An 18,834-nucleotide genomic window follows, 5' to 3' on the forward strand; every position below is an offset into this window, starting at 1 on the left:
GGACGGCGTGGCGGCGCAAGTGTGGGCTCGAAAACGCGCCTTCGGTTTGGCTGACGGTGGCGAGCAGCAGCGTTGCGGTGGGTGTGACGGCGCGGTGCAGAACCTCATCGACGAGCTCGGACGTCTGCCGGGCATCCGCCCCACATCGCCCTCCACCTGCTCCAGGCCGACGCCGACGAGGTCACGCTGGGACGCGCCTTCGAGGGCCGCCGCCGCATCGAGGCCTGACGCCTCTCGGACCCCAGACACGCGGCCCCGCACGAAGGCCACGTTCGCGAAGGGAAGGCTGGCGGCGACACCAGAACGTCACCAACTTCACGCCCTCCCGTATGCCGCCGGGTCGGGTCGCAGGGCAGACTGAACGTCGAGCGCTACCGCGCAGGACGGCATACCTGCCCGACGGCATACGGGTCGGAGGGCACCCGAATCGGACAAGGGGATCCCAGATGGCTACCGACGACCAGAGCGATGTCGACGACCTCGGCGGGCTCGCCGACCTGACGGCCGCAGAGGCCAGTGCCTTCCTCACCTCGGTCACCGAGGTCGCGTCGGGCACCGCGCCCGACACCGCGCTGCCGGTGCTGACGCTCGCACTCTCCCAGGTGCTCGTCGCCGGGGCGCGGCTCGGGGCGATCCAGGACGTGGTGCTCGAGGAGCGCTTCGAGGCCGACCCCGGCGCCGACGACGACGTCGACCCCCTTCGCGACGGCCTGGCCAACGTCCTCACCGGGATCGACGAGTACGTCTACGTCGTCGACCCGGTCACGTCCGGGGAGCGGGCCGACGGCTCGATCTCCAACGACGTCGCCGACATCGCGGTGGCGCTCAGCCACGGGCTCAAGCACTACGCCGCTGGTCGCAAGGTCGAGGCGCTGTGGTGGTGGCAGTTCAGCTACCTGTCCTCGTGGGGGGACCGGGCGCTCTGCGCGCTTCGGGCGCTGCAGTCGATCCTGGCGCACCTGCGCCTCGACGCGGACGAGGAGACGGTCGGCGAGGCCGAGTTCGACGCGCTGCACCCCTGACTCGGTCGGGCTGGGCCGCCGTCTCAGCATGGTGACCGTCCAGTGGACATCCCGGTCGCGAGCCTAGACTCGGGCTGCCCCCATCGGGCTGCCCCGCAGGCCGACCGTCGGGCGCCCCATTCGGTCCAGCGAGCAGATCCGGAGCAGCCGTGAGCGTCGTCGTCCAGAAGTACGGCGGGTCGTCCGTGTCCGACGCAGAGGCGATCAAGCGTGTCGCCCGGCGCATCGTGGAGACGCACCGCGCCGGCAACTCGGTGTGCGTCGTCGTCTCGGCGATGGGCGACACGACGGACGAGCTGCTCGACCTCGCAGAGCAGGTCGCTGCGAACCCGCCCGCCAGGGAGCTCGACATGCTGCTGACCTCGGGCGAGCGCATCTCGATGGCGCTCGTGGCGATGGCCATCGCCCAGCTCGGTGCCGAGGCGCGGTCGTTCACCGGCAGCCAGGCGGGCGTCATCACCGACGATGCGCACGGCGCGGCACGCATCATCGACGTGACCCCCGGACGCATCCAGAGCGCGCTGGACGCGGGCCACATCGCGATCGTGGCCGGGTTCCAGGGCGTCAGCCAGACCACCAAGGACATCACGACGCTGGGCCGAGGCGGCTCCGACACGACCGCCGTGGCGCTCGCCGCGGCTCTCAAGGCCGATGTGTGTGAGATCTACACCGACGTCGACGGCGTCTTCACCGCCGACCCGCGCGTCCTGCCCAGCGCCCGCAAGCTCGACGTGCTGTCGATGGAGGAGATGCTCGACCTGGCGGCCAACGGGTCGAAGATCCTGCACCTGCGCTGCGTCGAGTACGCCCGCCGCTACGGCATACCGATCCACGTGCGTTCGTCGTGGTCGCAGCGGCCCGGCACCTGGGTCAAGGACAACCCCTACGAAGGAGAAGGCGCTGTGGAAGCACCGATCATCGCCGGCATCGCCCACGACCGCAGCGAGGCCAAGATCACCATCGTCGGTGTGCCCGACCGGGTCGGCGTCGCCGCGAAGATCTTCGGCGCCATCGCCGAGGCAGGCATCAACATCGACATGATCGTGCAGAACGTGTCGGCCGCGGAGACCGCGAAGACCGACATCTCGTTCACCCTGCCGCAGGAGGACGGCGCTCGCGGCATCCAGGTGCTGCAGTCGATCAAGCACGACGTCGACTACGAGGACCTGCGGCTCGACGACAAGATCGGCAAGATCGCGCTGGTCGGGGCGGGCATGAAGAGCCACCCGGGCGTCTCGGCGAAGTTCTTCGGCGCCCTGGCCGAGGCAGGCATCAACATCGAGATGATCTCGACCTCCGAGATCCGCGTCTCGGCGGTCACTCGTGCGGACATGCTCGACGAGGCGGTCCGTGCCGTGCACACGGCGTTCGGCCTCGACTCGGCCGACGAGGCCATCGTCTACGGCGGCACCGGCCGCTGAGCCCGCGCGGTCGATGTATTGCCGCGCGACCTAGGACGCGGCGGTACATCGACCGGAGCTGGAGCGACGTCGAGACACAGGTTCTCTTCATCTGTGCGTGGGTATGGTCGAAGTAAGGCCAGTTCCTCGGGGGGAAAGGCAAGACAGTTCTGTGACCCCTTACGTATCGCATCTGCAGGACGACGGTTCGGTGTTTCCGCCGGTTACTCCCGACCCGCCCCTGCCTCCCGGTCAGCAGGAGATCGAGGTCCCCGAGATCGTCCCGGTCTCGACGCCCGACGGTCCGGACACCACGAAGAGTCGGCGAGGGGACGAACCCACCGGGTGACACCGCCCCGGGTCTGAGGTATGCCGGTTCGAGGTATCCCGGTCGAGGTATGCGCTCGCGCTGTCGACCGACCTTCAACCTCGACCCGATTACCTCGAGCCGGGTATGGCTGTGGGTGTGAGACTTCGGCGTAGCGCCATCGATGGGCCCGGCATACGGCGCATCGGGCGGGGCAAGGGCTTCGGCTATGTCGACGCCGCCGGGAGCCCGGTGGACGACGAGACGCGAGAGCGCGCAACCGCACTCGTGATCCCACCGGCCTGGCGCGACGTGTGGATCTGCCCGTTCCCGAACGGGCACATCCAGGCCGTCGGCACCGACGACGCGGGTCGGCGGCAGTACCTCTACCACGAGGGATGGCACGAGGCTCGCGGCCGCGAGAAGCACGACCGGGTGCTCGCACTGGCGAAGCGCCTGCCGGCCATGCGGATCCAGATCGCGTCCGACCTGCGCGCGAGCGGGCTCAGCCGGCGCCGGGTCACTGCGGCCGGCCTTCGGATGCTCGATGCCGGCCTGTTCCGGACGGGCGGAGACGAGTACGAGGCCGAGCACGGCTCCCACGGTGTCGCGACGTTGCTGAGGGACCACGTCACCGTCAGGGGCGACGAGGTGACGTTCGAGTTCCCAGCCAAGTCCGGGCAGCTGCGTGAAGCCGTCATGGCGGATCCCCTTCTCGCACGGGTTGCCTTGTCCCTCAAGCGAAGCCAGCACCCGGGTGACCGGCTGCTCGCGTTCCGTGACGGCCGTCGCGAGTGGCGGGAGCTGCACTCGAGCGATCTGAACCTGGCGTTCAAGGAGATCGTCGGTGAGGAGTTCACCGTCAAGGACCTGCGCACGTGGGCTGCCACCGTCACGGCCGCGGTCGCCCTCGCGCAGGCCGGCCCTGCGGACACCGAGGCCGAACAGAAGCGGGTCGAGAAGGCGGCGATGACCGTCGTGGCCGAGCATCTCGGCAACACACCCGCCGTCGTGCGGCGTTCCTACGTCGACCCGCGCGTGCTCGACGAGTATGCCGTGGGGCGGACGGTCGCGCGCGGCCTGGCCCGCCTCAGTGCCGCGGACCGTCGACGCCTCGCGCAGAGCGACCTCGTGCAGGTGCGGGACCGGGACGCGCTCGAGCGCTCGGTCGTCCGGTTGCTCAGCGACCCCCGCACCTAGCCCCGCGCCTCCTGGCCCGCCGGTCGATGTATTCGCGCGTCGTATCTGGCGCGCACATACATCGAACGCGCACCTGCATCGCGCCGGGTCAGGACTCGCCTACTCGGCGACGGTCCCCTGCGGCTCGGGGACCGGCTGGTCCTGGCCCTGTTCGAGATCCTCAGCGCGCGTCTGCGGCATGAAGAGCCCGGCCGCGAGTCCGAGCAGCGCGGCGAGGACGGTCGCGAGGAACACCGCTGAAGAGGCATCGCGAATCGCGGTCGGTGTCCCGGTGCCGCCGCTCGAGGCGATGATGCTGTTGGCGACCGCGCCGAAGATCGCGACGCCGACCGCGCTGCCGACCGAGCGCATGAACATGTTCGACCCGGTGACGACGCCGCGCTCGCTCCACGGCACCGAGGCCTGCGCGGCGATCAGCGTCGGGGTTGCGACCAGGCCGAGCCCGAGGCCGACGACGAAGCACGAGAGGGCTGCCGACCAGACGTTCGGCCTGGCCGAGGTGATCCAGAGAGCCGCGGCGCCGGCGCTGGCCAGGGTCAGGCCGATCAGCGCGGTCGGCCTGAAACCGATGCGCAGGTAGAGGCGACCCGACTGTGACGCCGAGATCGGCCACCCGATCGTCAGGGCAGCGACGGCGAGCCCGGCCACGAGCGGAGTCGCGCCGGTGGTGCCCTCGAGGAAGGTCGGCACATAGGAGGTCAGGCCCACCAGGACCGCCCCGACGCCGACCGAGATGAACAGGGTGGTCACGATGAGCCGCCGGGAGAAGATGTCGAGCGGCAGCACCGGCTCGGCCGCACGCCGCTCGATGGCGACGAAGGCCACGAGCAGGAGCGCGCCGACGGCGAACGCCGCGATGCTCTGCCACGACATCCACGCCCAGGCCTGCCCGCCTTCGAGGACGGCGAGGATCAGCAGGCTGAGCGAGATCGTCAGCGCAGCGGCGCCGGCATAGTCGATCTGGTGATCTCGGCGCTCGACGGACTCGTGGTAGCCGCGCCACAGCATCCACGCTGCCAGCAGGCACAGGGGGATGTTGACGAAGAAGATCCAGCGCCACGAGGCGAACTGGGAGAAGACGCCACCGAGAGTCGGGCCGACCACGGACGAGACCGCCCACACGCTGGCGATGTAGCCCTGCGCCTTGGCCCGCTCGGCGACCGTGTAGATGTCTCCGGCGATGGTGATCGTCACCGGCAGGACGGCTCCGGCGCCGATGCCCTGGACCGCGCGCATGGCGATGAGCGACGGCATGTCCCACGCCAGGCCGCACATGACGGACCCGACCAGGAACAGCCCGATGCCGAACAGGATGACCGGTTTGCGACCGAGCGTGTCGGCCAGCTTCGCGTAGACCGGGACCGACACGGCCTGGGCGAGCAGGTACACCGAGAAGAGCCAAGGGAACTGCGTGAGGCCACCGAGCTCGGCGACGATCGTCGGGACTGCGGTGGCCAGGATGGTCGCGTCGAGCGCGATGAGCGCTGTCGACAGCATGAGGGCGATGAGGATGGGTCCGCGCTCGGAGCGGAACCCGACTGTTGTCGAGGTGGACACGGTCCTCCCGAGGTCAGGTATGTGTGCGTCAGGTGTGAGATGTGCGGGTTGGTCCGGCGGCGCTCATGGGTGAAAGCCCGATGTTCGCCAGATTCATTCCCGCCCATCCCACCTTTCGGGCGCTCGTGGCGAGACACTGGTGACTCGGGCCACGCCCGGATGGGTACGTCGCCCGTGCGTCCCCTTTCGTGCCACGCGGGTTCGCCGCGGCACCCCACGGACGGACGTATGCCGTCAGGCTCGCCGGCACCACCCGGCCTGACGGCATACGTCCACGGGGCGCGAACGGTTACGGAAGGAGCCCATGTGGTGCGCACGCTGGGGGTCGAGGAGGAGATGCTCCTCGTCGACGTGCGGAACGGCCGCCCGCGCTCGGTATCGGGCCAGACGCTGATCCGGGCCGCCCATCAGCCTCCTGAGGTCGCCGGGGTCGGCGTGCACGGGGCCGTCGAGGGGGAGTTCCAGCAGCAGCAGATCGAGACGCACACCGCGCCCGCGGCCGACCTGGGCACCTTGCGCGATGAGATCCGGCGCTGGCGGCGCGAGGCCGTCGACGCGGCTCGGGGGACCGGTTCGAGTGTTGCCGCACTGGGGACCTCGCCCCTGCCGGTCAACCCGATCCCCGCGAAGTCGCCCCGCTACGCCTGGATGGAGGACCGCTACCAGCTCACGGCGCGTGAGCACCTCACCTGCGGTTGCCACGTCCACGTGTCCGTCGAGAGCGACGAGGAGGGGGTGGGGGTGCTCGACCGGATCCGCGTGTGGCTCCCGACTCTCCTTGCTATCAGTGCGAACTCGCCGTTCTGGAACGGCAAGGACTCCGGCTTCGCCAGCTACCGCTCCCAGGCCCTGGCCCGCTGGCCCTCGTGGGGCCCGACCGACCTTTTCGAGTCGGCGGCGGCCTACCACCGTCGCGTCCGCGATCTCGTCCTGACCTCGGTGGTCCTCGACGAGGGGATGATCTACTTCGACGCGCGGCTCGCTGTGCACTACCCGACGGTCGAGATCCGCACGGCCGACGTGTGCTTCACCATGGACGAGGCGCTCGTCGTCGCGGCGATCTGCCGCGGGCTCGTGGAGACGGCCGCCGCGGACTGGGCGCGCGGCCTGCAGGCGCCGCCCGTGCCGACCCAGCTCATCCGGATGGCGAGCTGGCAGGCAGGGCGGGATGGTCTGAGCGGCAACCTGATCGACTGGCGCAGCGGGCTGCCCCGGCCGTGCTGGTCCGTGGTGGCCCAGCTGCTCGACTACATCGGCCCGTGCCTGGAGGCATCCGGTGACCTGGCTGAGGTCGAGGCCGGGTTCGCGCGCCTTCGCGAGGACGGCAACGGCGCGATCCGGCAGCGGGCGATGCTCGACCGTACGGGCCAGCTCATCGACGTGGTGGCCGAGGCGGTCCGCGCGACCTCCGGCCACCTCACCGACTAGGGTTCGACCTCGATCAGCCCGCGCGCTCCACGCTCGGCGTCGACCATGACGTGCGAGACGAACGGGTACGTCCCCGCCGCCGGGATCGACAGCTCGACGAAGCCCCCCTGTGCCGGCGCGAGGTCGAGCGCCTGGGAGCCTCCGGTCGACGTCCCTGGCAGGTCGAGCGGGCCACGGCCGTCGCGCAGCAGGTACGTGCCCTCCTTATAGACCGTGTCGAACTGGGCCCCGACCACATGGAATGCCGTGCTCCTGTTCGGGCCCGCGTCGAGCACCCAGACCCGGATCCGCTCGCCGGGCTTGGCGGTCAGCGACCGCGCCGCGTACTGAGCGGCATACCCATTGAACACCACGGCGTCCGGCCGTTCGGCCATGACCTTGGCGGGGTCCACGGGTGCACCCTGGCCGGCGCCGAGGTACACCTCGGACTGCACGAGCAGGTAGCTGTGTGAGACCGGCGCGAGGCCGTCCGGCTCGATGACGACTGCGCCCGCCATTCCCGCCGCGATGTGCGCCGACATCGGCATCGTCGAGCAGTGGTACATCCAGATCCCGGCCCGCCGTGCGGTGAAGCGGTAGACGAGCGAGCCGCCCGGCGGCACCGTACGCATGACGTCGGCCGGGTTGTTCTCTCCTGCATGGAAGTCGATCGAGTGGCCCATCGACCCGTGGTTGACGAGCGTCACCTCGAACGTGTCACCCACCCGGCCATGCAACGTCGGACCGGGGGACTTCCCGTTGTAGGTCCATCGCTGCTGCATCACCCCGGGAGCCACCTCCACGGTGACCTCATCGACCGTGAGCGTGACCCGGTGCACGCGCTCGCCGGTCAGCGGCGCGAGGACGGGGTCGTATGCCGTGAAGCCGGGTCCCGGCCGCTTCGTGAGGTCGATCCTGGGGCTGGATCCCGTCTGGCCGGGGCCCGGGGCCGCCGTCGTGGGGCCGGAGCCATCCGGCATCGGCATGCCGTGCGACTGTCCGTTGGTGCCGGCCTCGTGGCTGCCGATCGCCTTGATGGACAAGGTCATTCCCATCTGACGATGCCCGACGATCGAGCACCAGGCGTCGACGTTGCGGCCGATGACGCCGGCGTCGATCGTGGCGCGCTGGCCGTCGCCGAGGCGGCCGCTCGACTGGCCGGTGTCGAGGACGAGGTCGTGGACGTTCGTCGGGTCTGCGTTGACGACGTCGATCAGGAGGCGGTTGCCGAGGGGCACCGAGATCGAGGACGGGCTGAAGTGCATGTCCATCGCGGTGACGGTGACGCGGGTCGTCTCACCTGTCGGCGTGACTCCCGCGGCAGTCGCACCGCTGCCCGTCGCGCCCACGCCGGAGAGCCCGGCCGCAGCGGGGTCGAGCCCGACGCCGAGGGCGGCCCCCAGAGCGACCACGGCGATGCCCGCGACGAGCTGCGACCGGGCGAAGGGTCGCTGGGTCAGTGGTGCGATGACGGGGACCCGTCCCTTGGCAGGTGGGGTGGTCGGGCCCGCAGAGGTCCCCGTTGCGGAGCTGACGGTGCGCGACGGCATACCCGTTGGCGCATCGTCACCCGCACCTGCCTGCGACTCGGCGAGTGTGCGCCTGGCCGTGATGCCAGCGCGAATTCCCTTGAACATCAAGGGGATGTAACTCGCGAGCGCTCCGAGCACGAGCATCGAGACGACGACGCGCACGAGGCTCGGCACGGGCAGCAGGCACACGGCCAGGCCGAGGTTGGCCACGACAACCCGGACGGTGCCTGCCGTCTCGAGTGGTGCCATGGAGGCCCGGAGCACGGAGGGCCCGCCACCGAGCACGACCGGGATGAGGTGAGTCAGCGAGCCGAGGAGCACCTGCAGCGCGAAGCCGACGACGAAGATCGAGGTCAGCGTGCCGTAGTGCTCCGCGAGGTCGTGCCAGGCGCCGCCGGTCACCGCGAGCCGCGCCACCACGACTCCGAGCACGACCAGGCCGATGGCCAGCCAGACCATCCCGGAGCCTGCTGACAACGTGGGAAAGGTCGTGGGAGTCCGGCGCCGCGCCGCGACCAACACGCCTCGGACCGTGAGGCCGACGGCGACGAGGTAGGCCGCGACGCCCGCGACAGTGAGCCACGGGAGGTCGGCCAGGGGGCCTGCGACGACGAGCGCCAATCCCGCGCCGACGATCGGCAGCGCCCGTCGCGAGTCCTGCTCTGCACCGTCGGCCATGCGGGTCCTCAGCATGGTCGGCCAGAGCGTCACGAACGTGCCGAGGATGCTGAGGCCGACCCAGCCGAGGAGATTCGTCATCGTGTGGGCGACGAGGAGCCGGCCGTGCCAGGTGTCGGCCTGTCCCCGGGCCAGGAGGACGCCGAGGAGCGCGCCGACGGGCAGGCAGGACGCCGCGAGGATGTAGTAACGAACCGTGATGCGGAAGCGGCCGGGCAGGGCCTTGCGCAGCCTGACGACGAGCATGCACGCGTGCCAGACCACCGCGGTCGAGACCAGCGTGGCGCCGACGACAGTGACCGGCCAGAGCGCGGTCGGCACGCCGACGAGCACGAGGGTCGTTCCGGCTGCGAGCAGGCTGAGCCGGTAGGTCTGGCGGCGGCGTGACTCCAGGTCCGGGCGGCTGCGCAGCAGCGCATCGGTGAAATGGACACTCCACACCATGATCGAGTGCGTCACCGCGCCGAGCACGACGAGATGGACCATGAGCCATCGGGAGTCGTCGACGAAGGGGTGGACGAGCGCGACGAGAACGGCCAGGCCGAGCCAGATCACGACCGGCCGGTCGCGCATGAACCAGGAACCGCGAGTAGTGCTCATGCCGTGCGTCCGACGGCTCAGATGTGGCGCTTCGGAATATTCACGGAATCGACTGTAGATATTTCTGGGCCGCTTGGCCAATCCGCTTTCCGAGCGTGCTGCGCCCGCCACTGTCGAGTGGCCCCGTCGTCACCCGCCTTCGTGCTAGGAGTGTGCGCGCCACCGTCGAGTGGCCCCGTCGTCACCCGCCTTCGTGCTAGGAGTGGAGTTCCTGGGACGAGTGTGACGACGAGGCCACTCGACGGCTTGTGGCGCCTCGGGTGGTGCAGCCCCGCTTCGTCCGCGGCTTCGTCCGCCTGCTTCGTCCGCCGGGCCTAGGCGGGCCGGTCGGCCTCCGGCTCCGCGGTGGGTGTCAGGTGCAACAGGCAGGCGCCGGGCTCGGCGAAGGCCTGGAGCGACACGTCGCGTGGCGCATGCTTGGCCTCGAGCACCCCCTCGACGATGCCGCGGTGGACCTGGCAGACGACCTCCGGGCGCTGCCTGGCCACCTCGAGGATGGGGCAGCGTCGAAGGCGGACTCGCACCGAAGGTGTCTGGGCCGAGACGTCGGGGTCGAACCCGAGGTCGCCGAGCAGCCGGACCACGGTGTCGTCGGCGGGCTCGTGGGCGCCGGCGTCTGCGTCGGCGAGGCTGTGGCCCCAGCGGCGGCCGAGCGTGATCATGTCGGCCCGGACGTCACCGCCATGCTCGGCGACGTGGTCGGCAAGGACCCGGGCCAGGGTGACGTACTCGGCTGCTGCCGGCGAGCGGCGCGGGCTCGGGGTGTAGCCCCACCCGGGGCGGCCCCGCCCACTCGGGGCCAGACGTGAGCGGCGCGCCAGTCCCGAAGACACGAGGCGGTCGAGGTGCTCGCGCGCCGTGTTCACGTGCAGGTCCAGCTCTGCGGCTACCGCGGCGATCGAGACCGGCTGGTCGGGGGACTGGTGGGCGAGGTCCTCCAGGGCGCGCAGCGCTCGGCGCCGCTGCGCGGTCAGGCGCTGGGCGGACCCACTGTCGCGCTCGGTGGGGAGCGGGCCGAGCCGAGTTGGATTTTCCACAAGGATCACCGTATAAAAAGAAGTGGTGCGCGGCAACGAGACCGCGCCGTGTCGACGCCAAGGAGCGTGTCATGACCCAGTTCATCCCCGTGTCTGAGACGAGCACCCACACCTGCGGGTGCGGCTGCACCGACGAGGGGGTGCCCGCTCTCGACGTCACGGTCATCCCGCATGCGATCCGCCACGCGACGGTGTTCGGTGCGTTCGACGCGATCTCGCCGGGCGGTTCGATGGACCTCATCGCGCCGCACAACCCGCTGCCCCTGCTGGCCCAGCTGCGCGAGCGGCACGGCAACGTGGGCATCGAGTACCTCGTCGAAGGTCCCGATGCCTGGAAGCTGCGTCTCACCCGGCCGGCCTGACTCGTCGCGGTTCGCGGGCATGTGCAGCTACTGCGGGTGTCAGTCGATCGACTCGGTCGGTCGGTTCATGCAGGAACACGAAGAGATCGTGAACCTCACCGGGCCGCTGCACCGGGCCGTCGCCGCGCGTGACGATGCAGCGATCTCGGCCGCGCTGGACCATCTCGTCGCGCACCTTCACCCGCACACCGATGCGGAGGAGGCCGGGCTCTTCACGGTGCTTCGAGGCAAGCCCGGCTTCACGGCATACGTCGACGGGCTGTGTGCGGAGCACGCCCTGCTCGACGGGCTCGCGGAGCGGATCCGGGCCGGAGAGCACGACGTCGTCGATGAGTTCGTCAACCAGCTGCGCAGTCACATCGACAAGGAGGAGAACGGGCTCTTCCCCGCAGCCGCCATCGAGCTCGACGGGCCCGACTGGGTGCAGGTCGACCGCCTCACCCCGTCCCGAGCGGCGCACGCCCACTAGCCACGCCGCGCGGGTGGGAGGCTTCGGGCCCCCGAACGTCGCCCCGGGTCCCACGCCGACCGGCTGCGCTCAGGACTCGCTGAGGATCTTGAAGATGTCCTCGGAAGCGAACCGGCGATGCCCGCCGCGAGTGCGGATCGAGGGCAGCTTGCCGATGCGAGCCCAGCGGGTGATGGTCTTGGGGTTGACGCCGAAGAGGACGGCGACCTCCGCCGGGCGCATGAGTCGCGCCGGTTTCGTCTGCTGGGGGGTGGTCATGCTGCTCCTCGAGGGATCGAAGCGGGGGTTCCTAGTGAGTAGGACGCTCGAGGCCCAGAAAAATGACCGAATTCTGCCCAGAAGTTCTGTCCCGCCCCGCCCCCGCGCCCCGGCGGCCTGCCCGCGAGTGTGGTGCCAAACAGCACCGCAGTGCGTGCACTTGGCACCACACAAGCAACCGAATGACAGCGCGGTGCTGCTCACCAACCCGAGGACGCTACGCGCCCTTGCTGCCCCGGCGCCTCGACTTCGCGTGCTTCCTGCTCGTCCGCCTCGGCGGCGCGGAGGTGACCGGACGCTCTGTCGTCGCGGCCCATTCGAGTGAGCAAGGCCGCCACCTGGCGATGGGTGGTCGCGCTGAGAATGCGTTCCTCACGGCTGTGCCGGCGTGCGGCCTCGGCGGCCTCCGTCGCTTCTCGCATCGCTGCTTCCGCGCCACGCAGATCAGCCTCGGTCAGGGTCTCGCCGGACTCCAACCGGATCACGAGCGCTTGCAGCTCACCGACTCGTTGCGAGGCTCGCACGGCGCGCTGCTGTGCTTCCACCATGCGGCGCCGAGCCGCCTCGGATCGCGACTCCTCCACCCTCACATTGTCACCCCGATGCCCGCCGGCGGCTGAGGTATCGGCGTCGGCAGGCTTGGCACGAGTGGCGCACAGGACCCCCGCGGCGGTCTCCGACTGGCGCCACTGCGACGGGGCGCTCACTCGACCGTCGAGTGGGCGCCCCGTCACACGACGACGGTCGAGGGGGCCCGTCACACGTCGACGGCCACGACCGGCGTCGAGTGGGCGCCCGGTCACACGTCGAGTGGGCGCCCGGTCACGGGTCGGGGGGTCGAGGGCGCTAGCCGAGGTCGTGGGTCATGCTGTCGATGACCGCGGTGACCGCCAGGATCAGCACGTCGTTGTGCCCGTCGAGGATCTCCACGCCGTAGGTGTCGGCGATCCGGAACCACCGCTTGGACACCTCGGCCACCTCCTGCCCGCCCTGGGACACCTTGTACTCGTGGTCCACGATGTTGCCCTGGACCTCCATGTCCTGCCCGTCGGCGACCTCGACGGTGAACCGCTCCCGCAGCGGGCTGATCATCGCCTTCTTGACGGTCGCCACGGTCCGCCCGGAGGCGTCCTCGATGTCCATGGTGTCCCGCACCCGCAGCTTGCGTTCCTGCAGCTTGAGCAGCTCGGTGCCGGAGGCGTCCTCGAAGATGAGGGTGTCGCGGATCCGCATCGCCTTGCCGTTGACCTTGTAGGCGCGTCGGCCCTGTTCGTCCTCGATCCAGGAGTCGTCGCCGATCGCGACGAGCTTCTGCCGCATCCGGTAGGTGGTCCGGCCGATGCCGCGGCGCTCGTCGCGTCGTTCCTCCCGGCGTTCTTCCCGGCGATCCCGCAGTCCCATCACTGTCTCCTCCACTCGGCGCGGTTCCTCCCCCGAGCAAAGAGGGCCACGTGAAGCGGGTCATCCTCCGGAGCGGGTAGTCCGACAGCCAACCCGTTGCAGCTCCTTGCTCTGCCGGGACGGTCCGGAGCGTCGCTCGTCCGGCGGGCGCACACGTAGTCGACCTGCACGCCGAGCTGATCCAGGCGCCTGACGAGCGCGGCGAGGGGAAGCTCGCCGTCGTTCGTGATGGTCAGTGTCGTGCCGCGCCCGTGATGCCTCACCCCGGCCGATCCGAGTGCCCCCGTGAGAAGCATGCCGAGCCGACCGGAAACGCGGGCTTCGTACCGCATCCGATCCACCTGCCCTTTCCCGCTTTCGCGGTGGCACGGCATACCTGCGCACCCTCCCGGCCGGAGGTATGCCGCGTCCCCTAGGGAGTGAAGCAGCCTGGAGGGCTCCGGTGCCTCATCCCGAGCGGGTAGTTGGCGGGTCCCTCAGATCAGGCCGAGGAGCCGCGCGCGCTTGATGGCCTCGCGGCGGTTCGTGACTTCGAGCTTGCGGTAGATCGACCTGGTGTGGGCTTTCACGGTGTTGACGGACACGAACAGCGAGCTCGCGATCTCGTCGTTGGTCTCGAGCGTCGCCATGTGGCTCAGCACGACCCGCTCGCGATCCGTCAGAGCGCGGGCCAGCGGACTGGGTGCCGCCATCGCCGGCCCGGACTCGAGGCTCGACAGGAGGCCCTCGGCAAAGCTGCCGTCACCGCCGAGTCTCTTCCGATGCTGCAGGAGCGCCTGGACTCGACCGGAGCCCGCCGCGAGAAAGGGTTGACGAATGCCCTCCGGCTCGGCCACGGTCAGAGCGCTTTCCAAGGCGGCCAGCGCGCGATGGTCGTCGCGATCGTGCTCGGCCGCCAACGCTGTCACGAGCCACGCCTCGACGGCGGCGACGCGGTCGCCCGACGACTCGCGGACCGCGGCAACGTCGGCCTCGGCTCGCGCGGGCCGGCCCAGCGCGAGGTCGACGAGTCTGGCAACCACCGTCACCTCGGGGGACGCGGGCTCCTGGGCGGCGGCCCGGATCCGGTCGAGGGCAGCGTCCGGAAGGCCTTGCGCGACAAGCGCGTCGACCTGGACGCGGGTCATCCGGCGTCGAACCCGGGCCGGCTGGTCACGGCCCCTCGTCTCGGCCGCAAGGGTCCGCAGCAGACCCACCGCCTTGTTGACCCGTCCGCGGGCCAGCAGGATCCGGGCCTGAAGCGCCCGCAGGGCCACGTACGGGATCCACTCCGGATCGTTCCGCTGCGCAGCCAGGCCCCTGTCGACCAGACGTTGTGCGTCCGCAAGCTCGCCTCGCTCGAAGTGGACCTCGGCAAGCGCCAGGTATGCCGCGATCGCCTGGGCGAGCTCGGTGCATCCTCGCTGCTCGGCCAGGTCGAGTGCCTCGACGGCCAGCGTGGCCGCGGCCTGCAGCCGCCCTCGTCCAACCTCCACCAGCGCCAGGTAGCCGAGACTGTTCACGACCGTGAGGTCGGCTCCCGTTGCCCGAGCGACATCGACGGCCGAGCGCAGGTAGGGCTCCGCATCGTCCCCCCGGTCGGACCACACCAGCGCGACGCCGTGGTTCCCCAGACTCGGTGCCTCGTAGAGCCGCGCCGGCACCGGATTGCCATTGAGGCTCGGGTCGCCCAGCCACCGCAGGAGCTGGCCGGAGGCCGCCGACAAGGCGGTCAGGTCCCCGGTCGCCCTCGCCAGCACCATGTCCGCGACGGTGAGGAAGGTCTCGACGGGCGTCCGGAACGAAGGGTCGGAGCCGTTGAGCATCGTGCGCGCCTCGGACACCTGCAACGCCATGCCCGGGTAGTCGCGCTGCAGAAAGCGGACTACGGCTGCTGTTGCCCGAAGCTCTGCGCTGCTGCTGAACTCGCTGGCCGGCACCTCGGCCAGCAGCGCGGCGAACGCCTCACGCTCGGCCGAGACCGCATGCGGCGCGGCGACGGTGACCATCAGCTCCCCGACCAGTCGCCAGTCGCCTGCGTGCACGGCATGTCGGACGGCCTCGAGCGCGTCCCCCCGAGCGGCGAACCAGCGGGCGGCGCGGCGGTCCAGCTCTGTGGAGAGCTCTGGGTCGTCGAGCCGAAGCCGCTGGCGCAGCAGGTCGGCCATGAGCGCGTGGTAGCGGAACCAGCGGTGCCCGGCACCGAGCGCGACGACGAAAGCGTTGGACCGCTCCAGCAGCTCCAGCTCCTGCTGGCCGTTCGACCCGCCGGTCAGCTCGTCGGCGAGCTCGCCGCACAGCTTGTCGGTGACGCTCGTGCGCAGGAGGAACTCGCGCCTTTCGGTGGGCAGGTCGTTCAGCACCTCCTCGAAGAGGTACTCGGCGACGGAGTCCTCACCGCCCGTGAACTCAGCCAGGCGGTCCGCCCTGCCGGTCCTCGCCGCGAACAACGCCGCCATCCGCAGACCGACGGCCCAGCCCTCGGTGCGCTCCAGGACCTGCTCGGCCACCTGTTCAAGACCAGACACTCCGGCCTCCAGGAAGAGCGCCTGGGCCTCCGGTCTGGAGAACGCCAGGTCGGCCGCTCGGAGCTCGGTCAGCTCGCCGTCGACCCGCAGTCGCTGCAGGTGTAGTGGCGGGTCGGACCGAGTGACGAGGACCAAACGGAGCGAAGAGGGATGGCGCACGAGGTCCGCGACACCCTCCAGGACGTCGGGACGGCGGATCTCGTGGAAGTCGTCGAGGACGAGAGTGAGCGGCGTCGGCAGCGTGCTCAGCCCGAGGATCACGCGCCGCAGCATCTCGGGGCCCAGGGGAGGCCTGATCACGAGCTCGCGCAGAGGCGGGCTCACGACATCAACGGCGTCGCGGACAGCCGCGAGGACGTAGGACCAGAACAGCACGGGATCGTTGTCGCTGCGGTCCAGAGACAGCCAGGCGACCGCTCCGTCGGCCTGTCGTGCCTCGGCCCAGCCAGCGACCGCCATCGTCTTGCCCCACCCCGGCCCGGCGCTCACCAACGTGACTCGGTGTGCGGCACCTCGATCAAGCTGGTCACGCAGACGTGGCCGGGACACCAGGCCGAGTGGCAGCTGAGGCACAGCCAGCTTGGCCGAGCGCAGGTCCAGGCTGTCGTGTTCGCGAGCGCGGCCGGACGGACGCGACACGGACACGCTCATGCGCCGGATCCGGTCACCGTCGACGGGCGGCTCGTCACGAACGATGACCTGGCCGCTGATGCCGGTGCCGTCAGCACGCCAACGTGGCCTGTGGTTCTCCGCCTCCGTCCCGACACGTCATCAGGCTAACCGGCGGGATAGCGAGGTACTCCCTGAATGGAAAGCCTGCGGCATACGTTGGCGACTACCCGTGGGGGGTGAGGTGAGACGGCAGGCTTTCGCGGGAAGGTCGAGTGGACGTCAGGTCGTCCGAGGAGGTGCTGGCTGGTGGCTTGGGTGTACGAGGTGCACGTCCTCGGGCTGGTGACCGACGAGGCTCTGCTCCAGCTTCGCTCCGACTTCGACGGCGTCACGGCGACCACAGAACCCGCGAACACGGTCCTGACCGGATCGGTGCCCGACCAGGCTGCGCTCGTCGGCCTGCTCGAGCGCCTCCATGCACTGGGGATCGAGGTACGCGAGCTGCGGCGTGCCGTCGACGAGTCGGCCGAGCTGGCAGCTGGTTCATGACGGACTGACCCGGGTCCGCGAAAGACCACACCCCAGCTCTGCGACCTCACTAGCGTGTCCACAGTGGCCACGCCGAGCCCGAGCCCACCCGCCACGGTTGAGCGGTCCGCACGCCGCAACCTCGCGGCAGCCTGCGTCGGAAATGCCATCGAGTGGTACGACTTCGCGATCCTCGGAGCCCTGGCTGTTGTCGTCGGGGACGCCTTCTTCCCGGAAAGTGAGCCCGGGACCCGCCTCGTCGCCGCCTTCGCCATCTACGGCACAGCCTTCCTTGCCCGTCCCCTCGGGGCCGTCTTCTTCGGCCGTCGCGGCGACAGGTTGGGGCGACGCTGGTCCTTGGTGGCCTCGGTCCTGCTCATGACCGTGGCGACCACCTCGGTCGGCCTGCTACCCGGGTACGCGACCCTGGGCATCGTGGCGCCGGTTCTCCTGGTCCTGCTGCGGGCCGCCCAGGGGTTCGGCGCTGGTGGAGAGCTCGGTGTGGCCGCTGCCTTCATCGTCGAGCACGCGCCATCGGGACGTCGCGGCGCCTACGGCGCGTGGCACACCGTTACGCTCGCGGTCGGTACCGCAGCGGGATTCAGTGTTGGAGCACTCCTGACCGGCCTGTCCGACACCCTGTCGGACAGCTGGTGGCGGGCGGGCTTCCTCCTCGCGCTGCTTCTCGGCCTCGTCGCCCTGGCGCTGAGGCGCCGGATGCAGGAGACCGACTCGTTCACGGCGGTAGAGCAGGACGCGGTGCTCGATGCCGCGCCGTTGCACACGGTGTGGCGCGATCACCGTCCAGCGCTGGTGACCGGCTTCACGCTCATCGCTGCAGGCGCCCTGGCGTTCAACACCTTCTTCGTCTTCCTTCCCAACTGGCTCGGAGCGACTCGCGACGTGGCGCTCCCGGCTGCCCTGGGCGTCGCCGCTGCCGGGCTGGTCCTCAGCGGTTGCGCCGGACTGGTCTGGGGGCGGGTCTCGGACCGAGTGGGCCGCCGACCCGTCTGCGTGGTGACCGCCGCCCTCCTCGCGGTCCTCGCGGTCCCTCTGATGCTGGCTGTAGACCGAGGCGGCCTGCTCGGGTTTGCGCTCGCCGTGGCGGTGGTCGGCGCGCTCGTCGGTGGCGTCCTCACGATGGCCACGGTCGCCGAGATGTTCCCAGCCGCCGTTCGAGCGACCGGGATGTCGCTCACCGTTGGACTTGCCTCCGCCCTGGTCGGAGGCACAGCCCCACTGGTCGGCCAGCTGCTGGCCTCTGCGACGAGTCTGGTCGCGCCGGGCGTGTACGTCGCGGTGGTGGCCGCCGCGGCGGGCGTCGCACTCCATCGCTGGCCCGAGACCGCCTTCGCGCCCCTCCCGGACGACCGACAGCGGTCAGGTCCCGGTTAGGAGCAGTTCAGGCCGCTGGTCACGCTGTCCAGAGCAGTCTTCAGCTGCTCGACCGGGCCCTGCATCGTGGACTGCATCTGGCCGATGTCCGACTTGCTCAGGCCCTGGAACGTGTTCTTGACGTTGTCCCATGCTGACTGGAGCTCGGCCGCGCCCGCTGCCGCGCTCGACGAGAGTCCGCTGAGCAGGGTCTTGAACGCGGTCTCGAGGTTGCTCACGTCCGTCGTCACTGCAGCCAGCTTCCTGGCTTGAAGGTCCGACTTGAGAGTCGCGGCTGAGCTCTTGACGTCGGCAAGTGCCGGACACAAGGTGCCACTGGCCGCAGTCCCGGTGCTGCCGGCGGTCGTCGTGGTGCCTGCGCTGGTCGAGGTGCCCGCGGCAGTCGTCGTGGTGCTGGCGGCAGCCGGGCTCGCCGGGGTCGATGTACCGCCCGAGCCCGATCCAGCTGAGCTGGAGCACGCCGCAAGCGCAAATGCCACGAGCGTGGCCAGCACCAGCCTGGGCAGCGTCTTGGTCTTCATCGCGATCTCCTCGTCGTCGGCTCCTCGCATCGTCCGTCGGC

The 18,834-nt window shown here is 70.2% G+C and carries 16 protein-coding genes; 8 read left to right on the top strand and 8 right to left on the bottom strand.

Translation table 11 applies throughout. The features are described from left to right. The first annotated feature begins 446 nt into the window (after positions 1 to 446). From ACYVLP_RS09040 to ACYVLP_RS09050, 3 genes are all read left to right on the top strand, one after another. On the top strand, positions 447 to 1,022 hold the full coding sequence (locus ACYVLP_RS09040) for a DUF5063 domain-containing protein (RefSeq protein ID WP_460627009.1): 576 nt from the start codon (positions 447 to 449) through the stop codon (positions 1,020 to 1,022). Between the two features lie 149 nt (positions 1,023 to 1,171). Beyond that, positions 1,172 to 2,443: an aspartate kinase gene (locus ACYVLP_RS09045; RefSeq protein WP_452270098.1), complete on the top strand. Its 1,272-nt coding sequence runs from the start codon at positions 1,172 to 1,174 to the stop codon at positions 2,441 to 2,443. A gap of 445 nt (positions 2,444 to 2,888) precedes the next feature. Further along, a complete protein-coding gene (locus ACYVLP_RS09050) occupies positions 2,889 to 3,929 on the top strand; it encodes a DNA topoisomerase IB (RefSeq protein ID WP_460627010.1) in 1,041 nt (346 codons plus the stop codon). 99 nt (positions 3,930 to 4,028) lie between these two features. Here the strand turns inward: ACYVLP_RS09050 and ACYVLP_RS09055 are convergent, their stop codons facing one another. Beyond that, positions 4,029 to 5,426 (bottom strand): MDR family MFS transporter, encoded by a 1,398-nt coding sequence (locus ACYVLP_RS09055; RefSeq protein WP_460627071.1) that lies wholly within the window; start codon positions 5,424 to 5,426, stop codon positions 4,029 to 4,031. A 366-nt stretch (positions 5,427 to 5,792) separates the two neighbouring features. Here ACYVLP_RS09055 and ACYVLP_RS09060 point away from each other — a divergent pair, with 366 nt between their 5' ends. Continuing rightward, positions 5,793 to 6,914 carry a glutamate--cysteine ligase gene (locus ACYVLP_RS09060; RefSeq protein WP_460627011.1) on the top strand — a complete coding sequence of 374 codons (1,122 nt, stop codon included), beginning with the start codon at positions 5,793 to 5,795 and terminating at the stop codon, positions 6,912 to 6,914. Here the strand turns inward: ACYVLP_RS09060 and ACYVLP_RS09065 are convergent. Further along, positions 6,911 to 9,703 (bottom strand): multicopper oxidase domain-containing protein, encoded by a 2,793-nt coding sequence (locus ACYVLP_RS09065; RefSeq protein ID WP_460627012.1) that lies wholly within the window; start codon positions 9,701 to 9,703, stop codon positions 6,911 to 6,913. The genes ACYVLP_RS09060 and ACYVLP_RS09065 overlap by 4 nt on opposite strands. A gap of 314 nt (positions 9,704 to 10,017) precedes the next feature. Beyond that, positions 10,018 to 10,740 carry a helix-turn-helix transcriptional regulator gene (locus tag ACYVLP_RS09070; protein WP_460627013.1) on the bottom strand — a complete coding sequence of 241 codons (723 nt, stop codon included), beginning with the start codon at positions 10,738 to 10,740 and terminating at the stop codon, positions 10,018 to 10,020. 71 nt (positions 10,741 to 10,811) lie between these two features. On the opposite strand from ACYVLP_RS09070, the gene ACYVLP_RS09075 reads away from it, so the two are divergent. Next, a complete protein-coding gene (locus ACYVLP_RS09075; protein WP_460627014.1) occupies positions 10,812 to 11,102 on the top strand; it encodes a DUF2249 domain-containing protein in 291 nt (96 codons plus the stop codon). A gap of 67 nt (positions 11,103 to 11,169) precedes the next feature. Further along, positions 11,170 to 11,571, top strand: a complete 402-nt coding sequence (locus tag ACYVLP_RS09080) for a hemerythrin domain-containing protein (protein WP_460627015.1) — start codon at positions 11,170 to 11,172, stop codon at positions 11,569 to 11,571. A gap of 69 nt (positions 11,572 to 11,640) precedes the next feature. Here ACYVLP_RS09080 and ACYVLP_RS09085 read toward each other — a convergent pair whose 3' ends face one another. The 4 genes from ACYVLP_RS09085 to ACYVLP_RS09100 all read right to left on the bottom strand — a co-directional run bounded on the left by ACYVLP_RS09085 (position 11,641) and on the right by ACYVLP_RS09100 (position 16,388). After that, entirely contained in the window at positions 11,641 to 11,829 is a 189-nt protein-coding gene (locus ACYVLP_RS09085) for a BldC family transcriptional regulator (protein WP_452270090.1), read from the bottom strand. Between the two features lie 200 nt (positions 11,830 to 12,029). Continuing rightward, positions 12,030 to 12,413 carry a hypothetical protein gene (locus ACYVLP_RS09090; RefSeq protein ID WP_460627016.1) on the bottom strand — a complete coding sequence of 128 codons (384 nt, stop codon included), beginning with the start codon at positions 12,411 to 12,413 and terminating at the stop codon, positions 12,030 to 12,032. A gap of 262 nt (positions 12,414 to 12,675) precedes the next feature. Next, on the bottom strand, positions 12,676 to 13,230 hold the full coding sequence (locus tag ACYVLP_RS09095; protein WP_460627017.1) for an LURP-one-related/scramblase family protein: 555 nt from the start codon (positions 13,228 to 13,230) through the stop codon (positions 12,676 to 12,678). A gap of 476 nt (positions 13,231 to 13,706) precedes the next feature. Further along, positions 13,707 to 16,388, bottom strand: a complete 2,682-nt coding sequence (locus ACYVLP_RS09100) for a LuxR C-terminal-related transcriptional regulator (RefSeq protein WP_460627018.1) — start codon at positions 16,386 to 16,388, stop codon at positions 13,707 to 13,709. A 267-nt stretch (positions 16,389 to 16,655) separates the two neighbouring features. Between ACYVLP_RS09100 and ACYVLP_RS09105 the strand changes: the two genes are divergently transcribed. Then, entirely contained in the window at positions 16,656 to 16,898 is a 243-nt protein-coding gene (locus ACYVLP_RS09105; protein WP_460627019.1) for a hypothetical protein, read from the top strand. 63 nt (positions 16,899 to 16,961) lie between these two features. Next, entirely contained in the window at positions 16,962 to 18,272 is a 1,311-nt protein-coding gene (locus tag ACYVLP_RS09110) for an MFS transporter (RefSeq protein ID WP_460627020.1), read from the top strand. Here ACYVLP_RS09110 and ACYVLP_RS09115 read toward each other — a convergent pair. Continuing rightward, entirely contained in the window at positions 18,269 to 18,793 is a 525-nt protein-coding gene (locus ACYVLP_RS09115; protein WP_460627021.1) for a hypothetical protein, read from the bottom strand. The two genes, ACYVLP_RS09110 and ACYVLP_RS09115, sit on opposite strands and share 4 nt — an antisense overlap. Positions 18,794 to 18,834: the final 41 nt, after the last annotated feature.

The sequence above is a fragment of the Intrasporangium mesophilum genome (genome assembly GCF_054783095.1).

Bases quoted from the DNA above. Each gene is read 5' to 3' on its own strand.
- ACYVLP_RS09065 (WP_460627012.1), bottom strand. From the start codon at position 9,703: ATGAGCACTACTCGCGGTTCCTGGTTCATGCGCGACCGGCCGGTCGTG.
- ACYVLP_RS09075 (WP_460627014.1), top strand. From the start codon at position 10,812: ATGACCCAGTTCATCCCCGTGTCTGAGACGAGCACCCACACCTGCGGG.
- ACYVLP_RS09115 (WP_460627021.1), bottom strand. From the start codon at position 18,793: ATGAAGACCAAGACGCTGCCCAGGCTGGTGCTGGCCACGCTCGTGGCA.
- ACYVLP_RS09055 (WP_460627071.1), bottom strand. From the start codon at position 5,426: ATGCTGTCGACAGCGCTCATCGCGCTCGACGCGACCATCCTGGCCACC.
- ACYVLP_RS09100 (WP_460627018.1), bottom strand. From the start codon at position 16,388: ATGAGCGTGTCCGTGTCGCGTCCGTCCGGCCGCGCTCGCGAACACGAC.
- ACYVLP_RS09080 (WP_460627015.1), top strand. From the start codon at position 11,170: ATGCAGGAACACGAAGAGATCGTGAACCTCACCGGGCCGCTGCACCGG.
- ACYVLP_RS09095 (WP_460627017.1), bottom strand. From the start codon at position 13,230: ATGGGACTGCGGGATCGCCGGGAAGAACGCCGGGAGGAACGACGCGAC.
- ACYVLP_RS09040 (WP_460627009.1), top strand. From the start codon at position 447: ATGGCTACCGACGACCAGAGCGATGTCGACGACCTCGGCGGGCTCGCC.
- ACYVLP_RS09085 (WP_452270090.1), bottom strand. From the start codon at position 11,829: ATGACCACCCCCCAGCAGACGAAACCGGCGCGACTCATGCGCCCGGCG.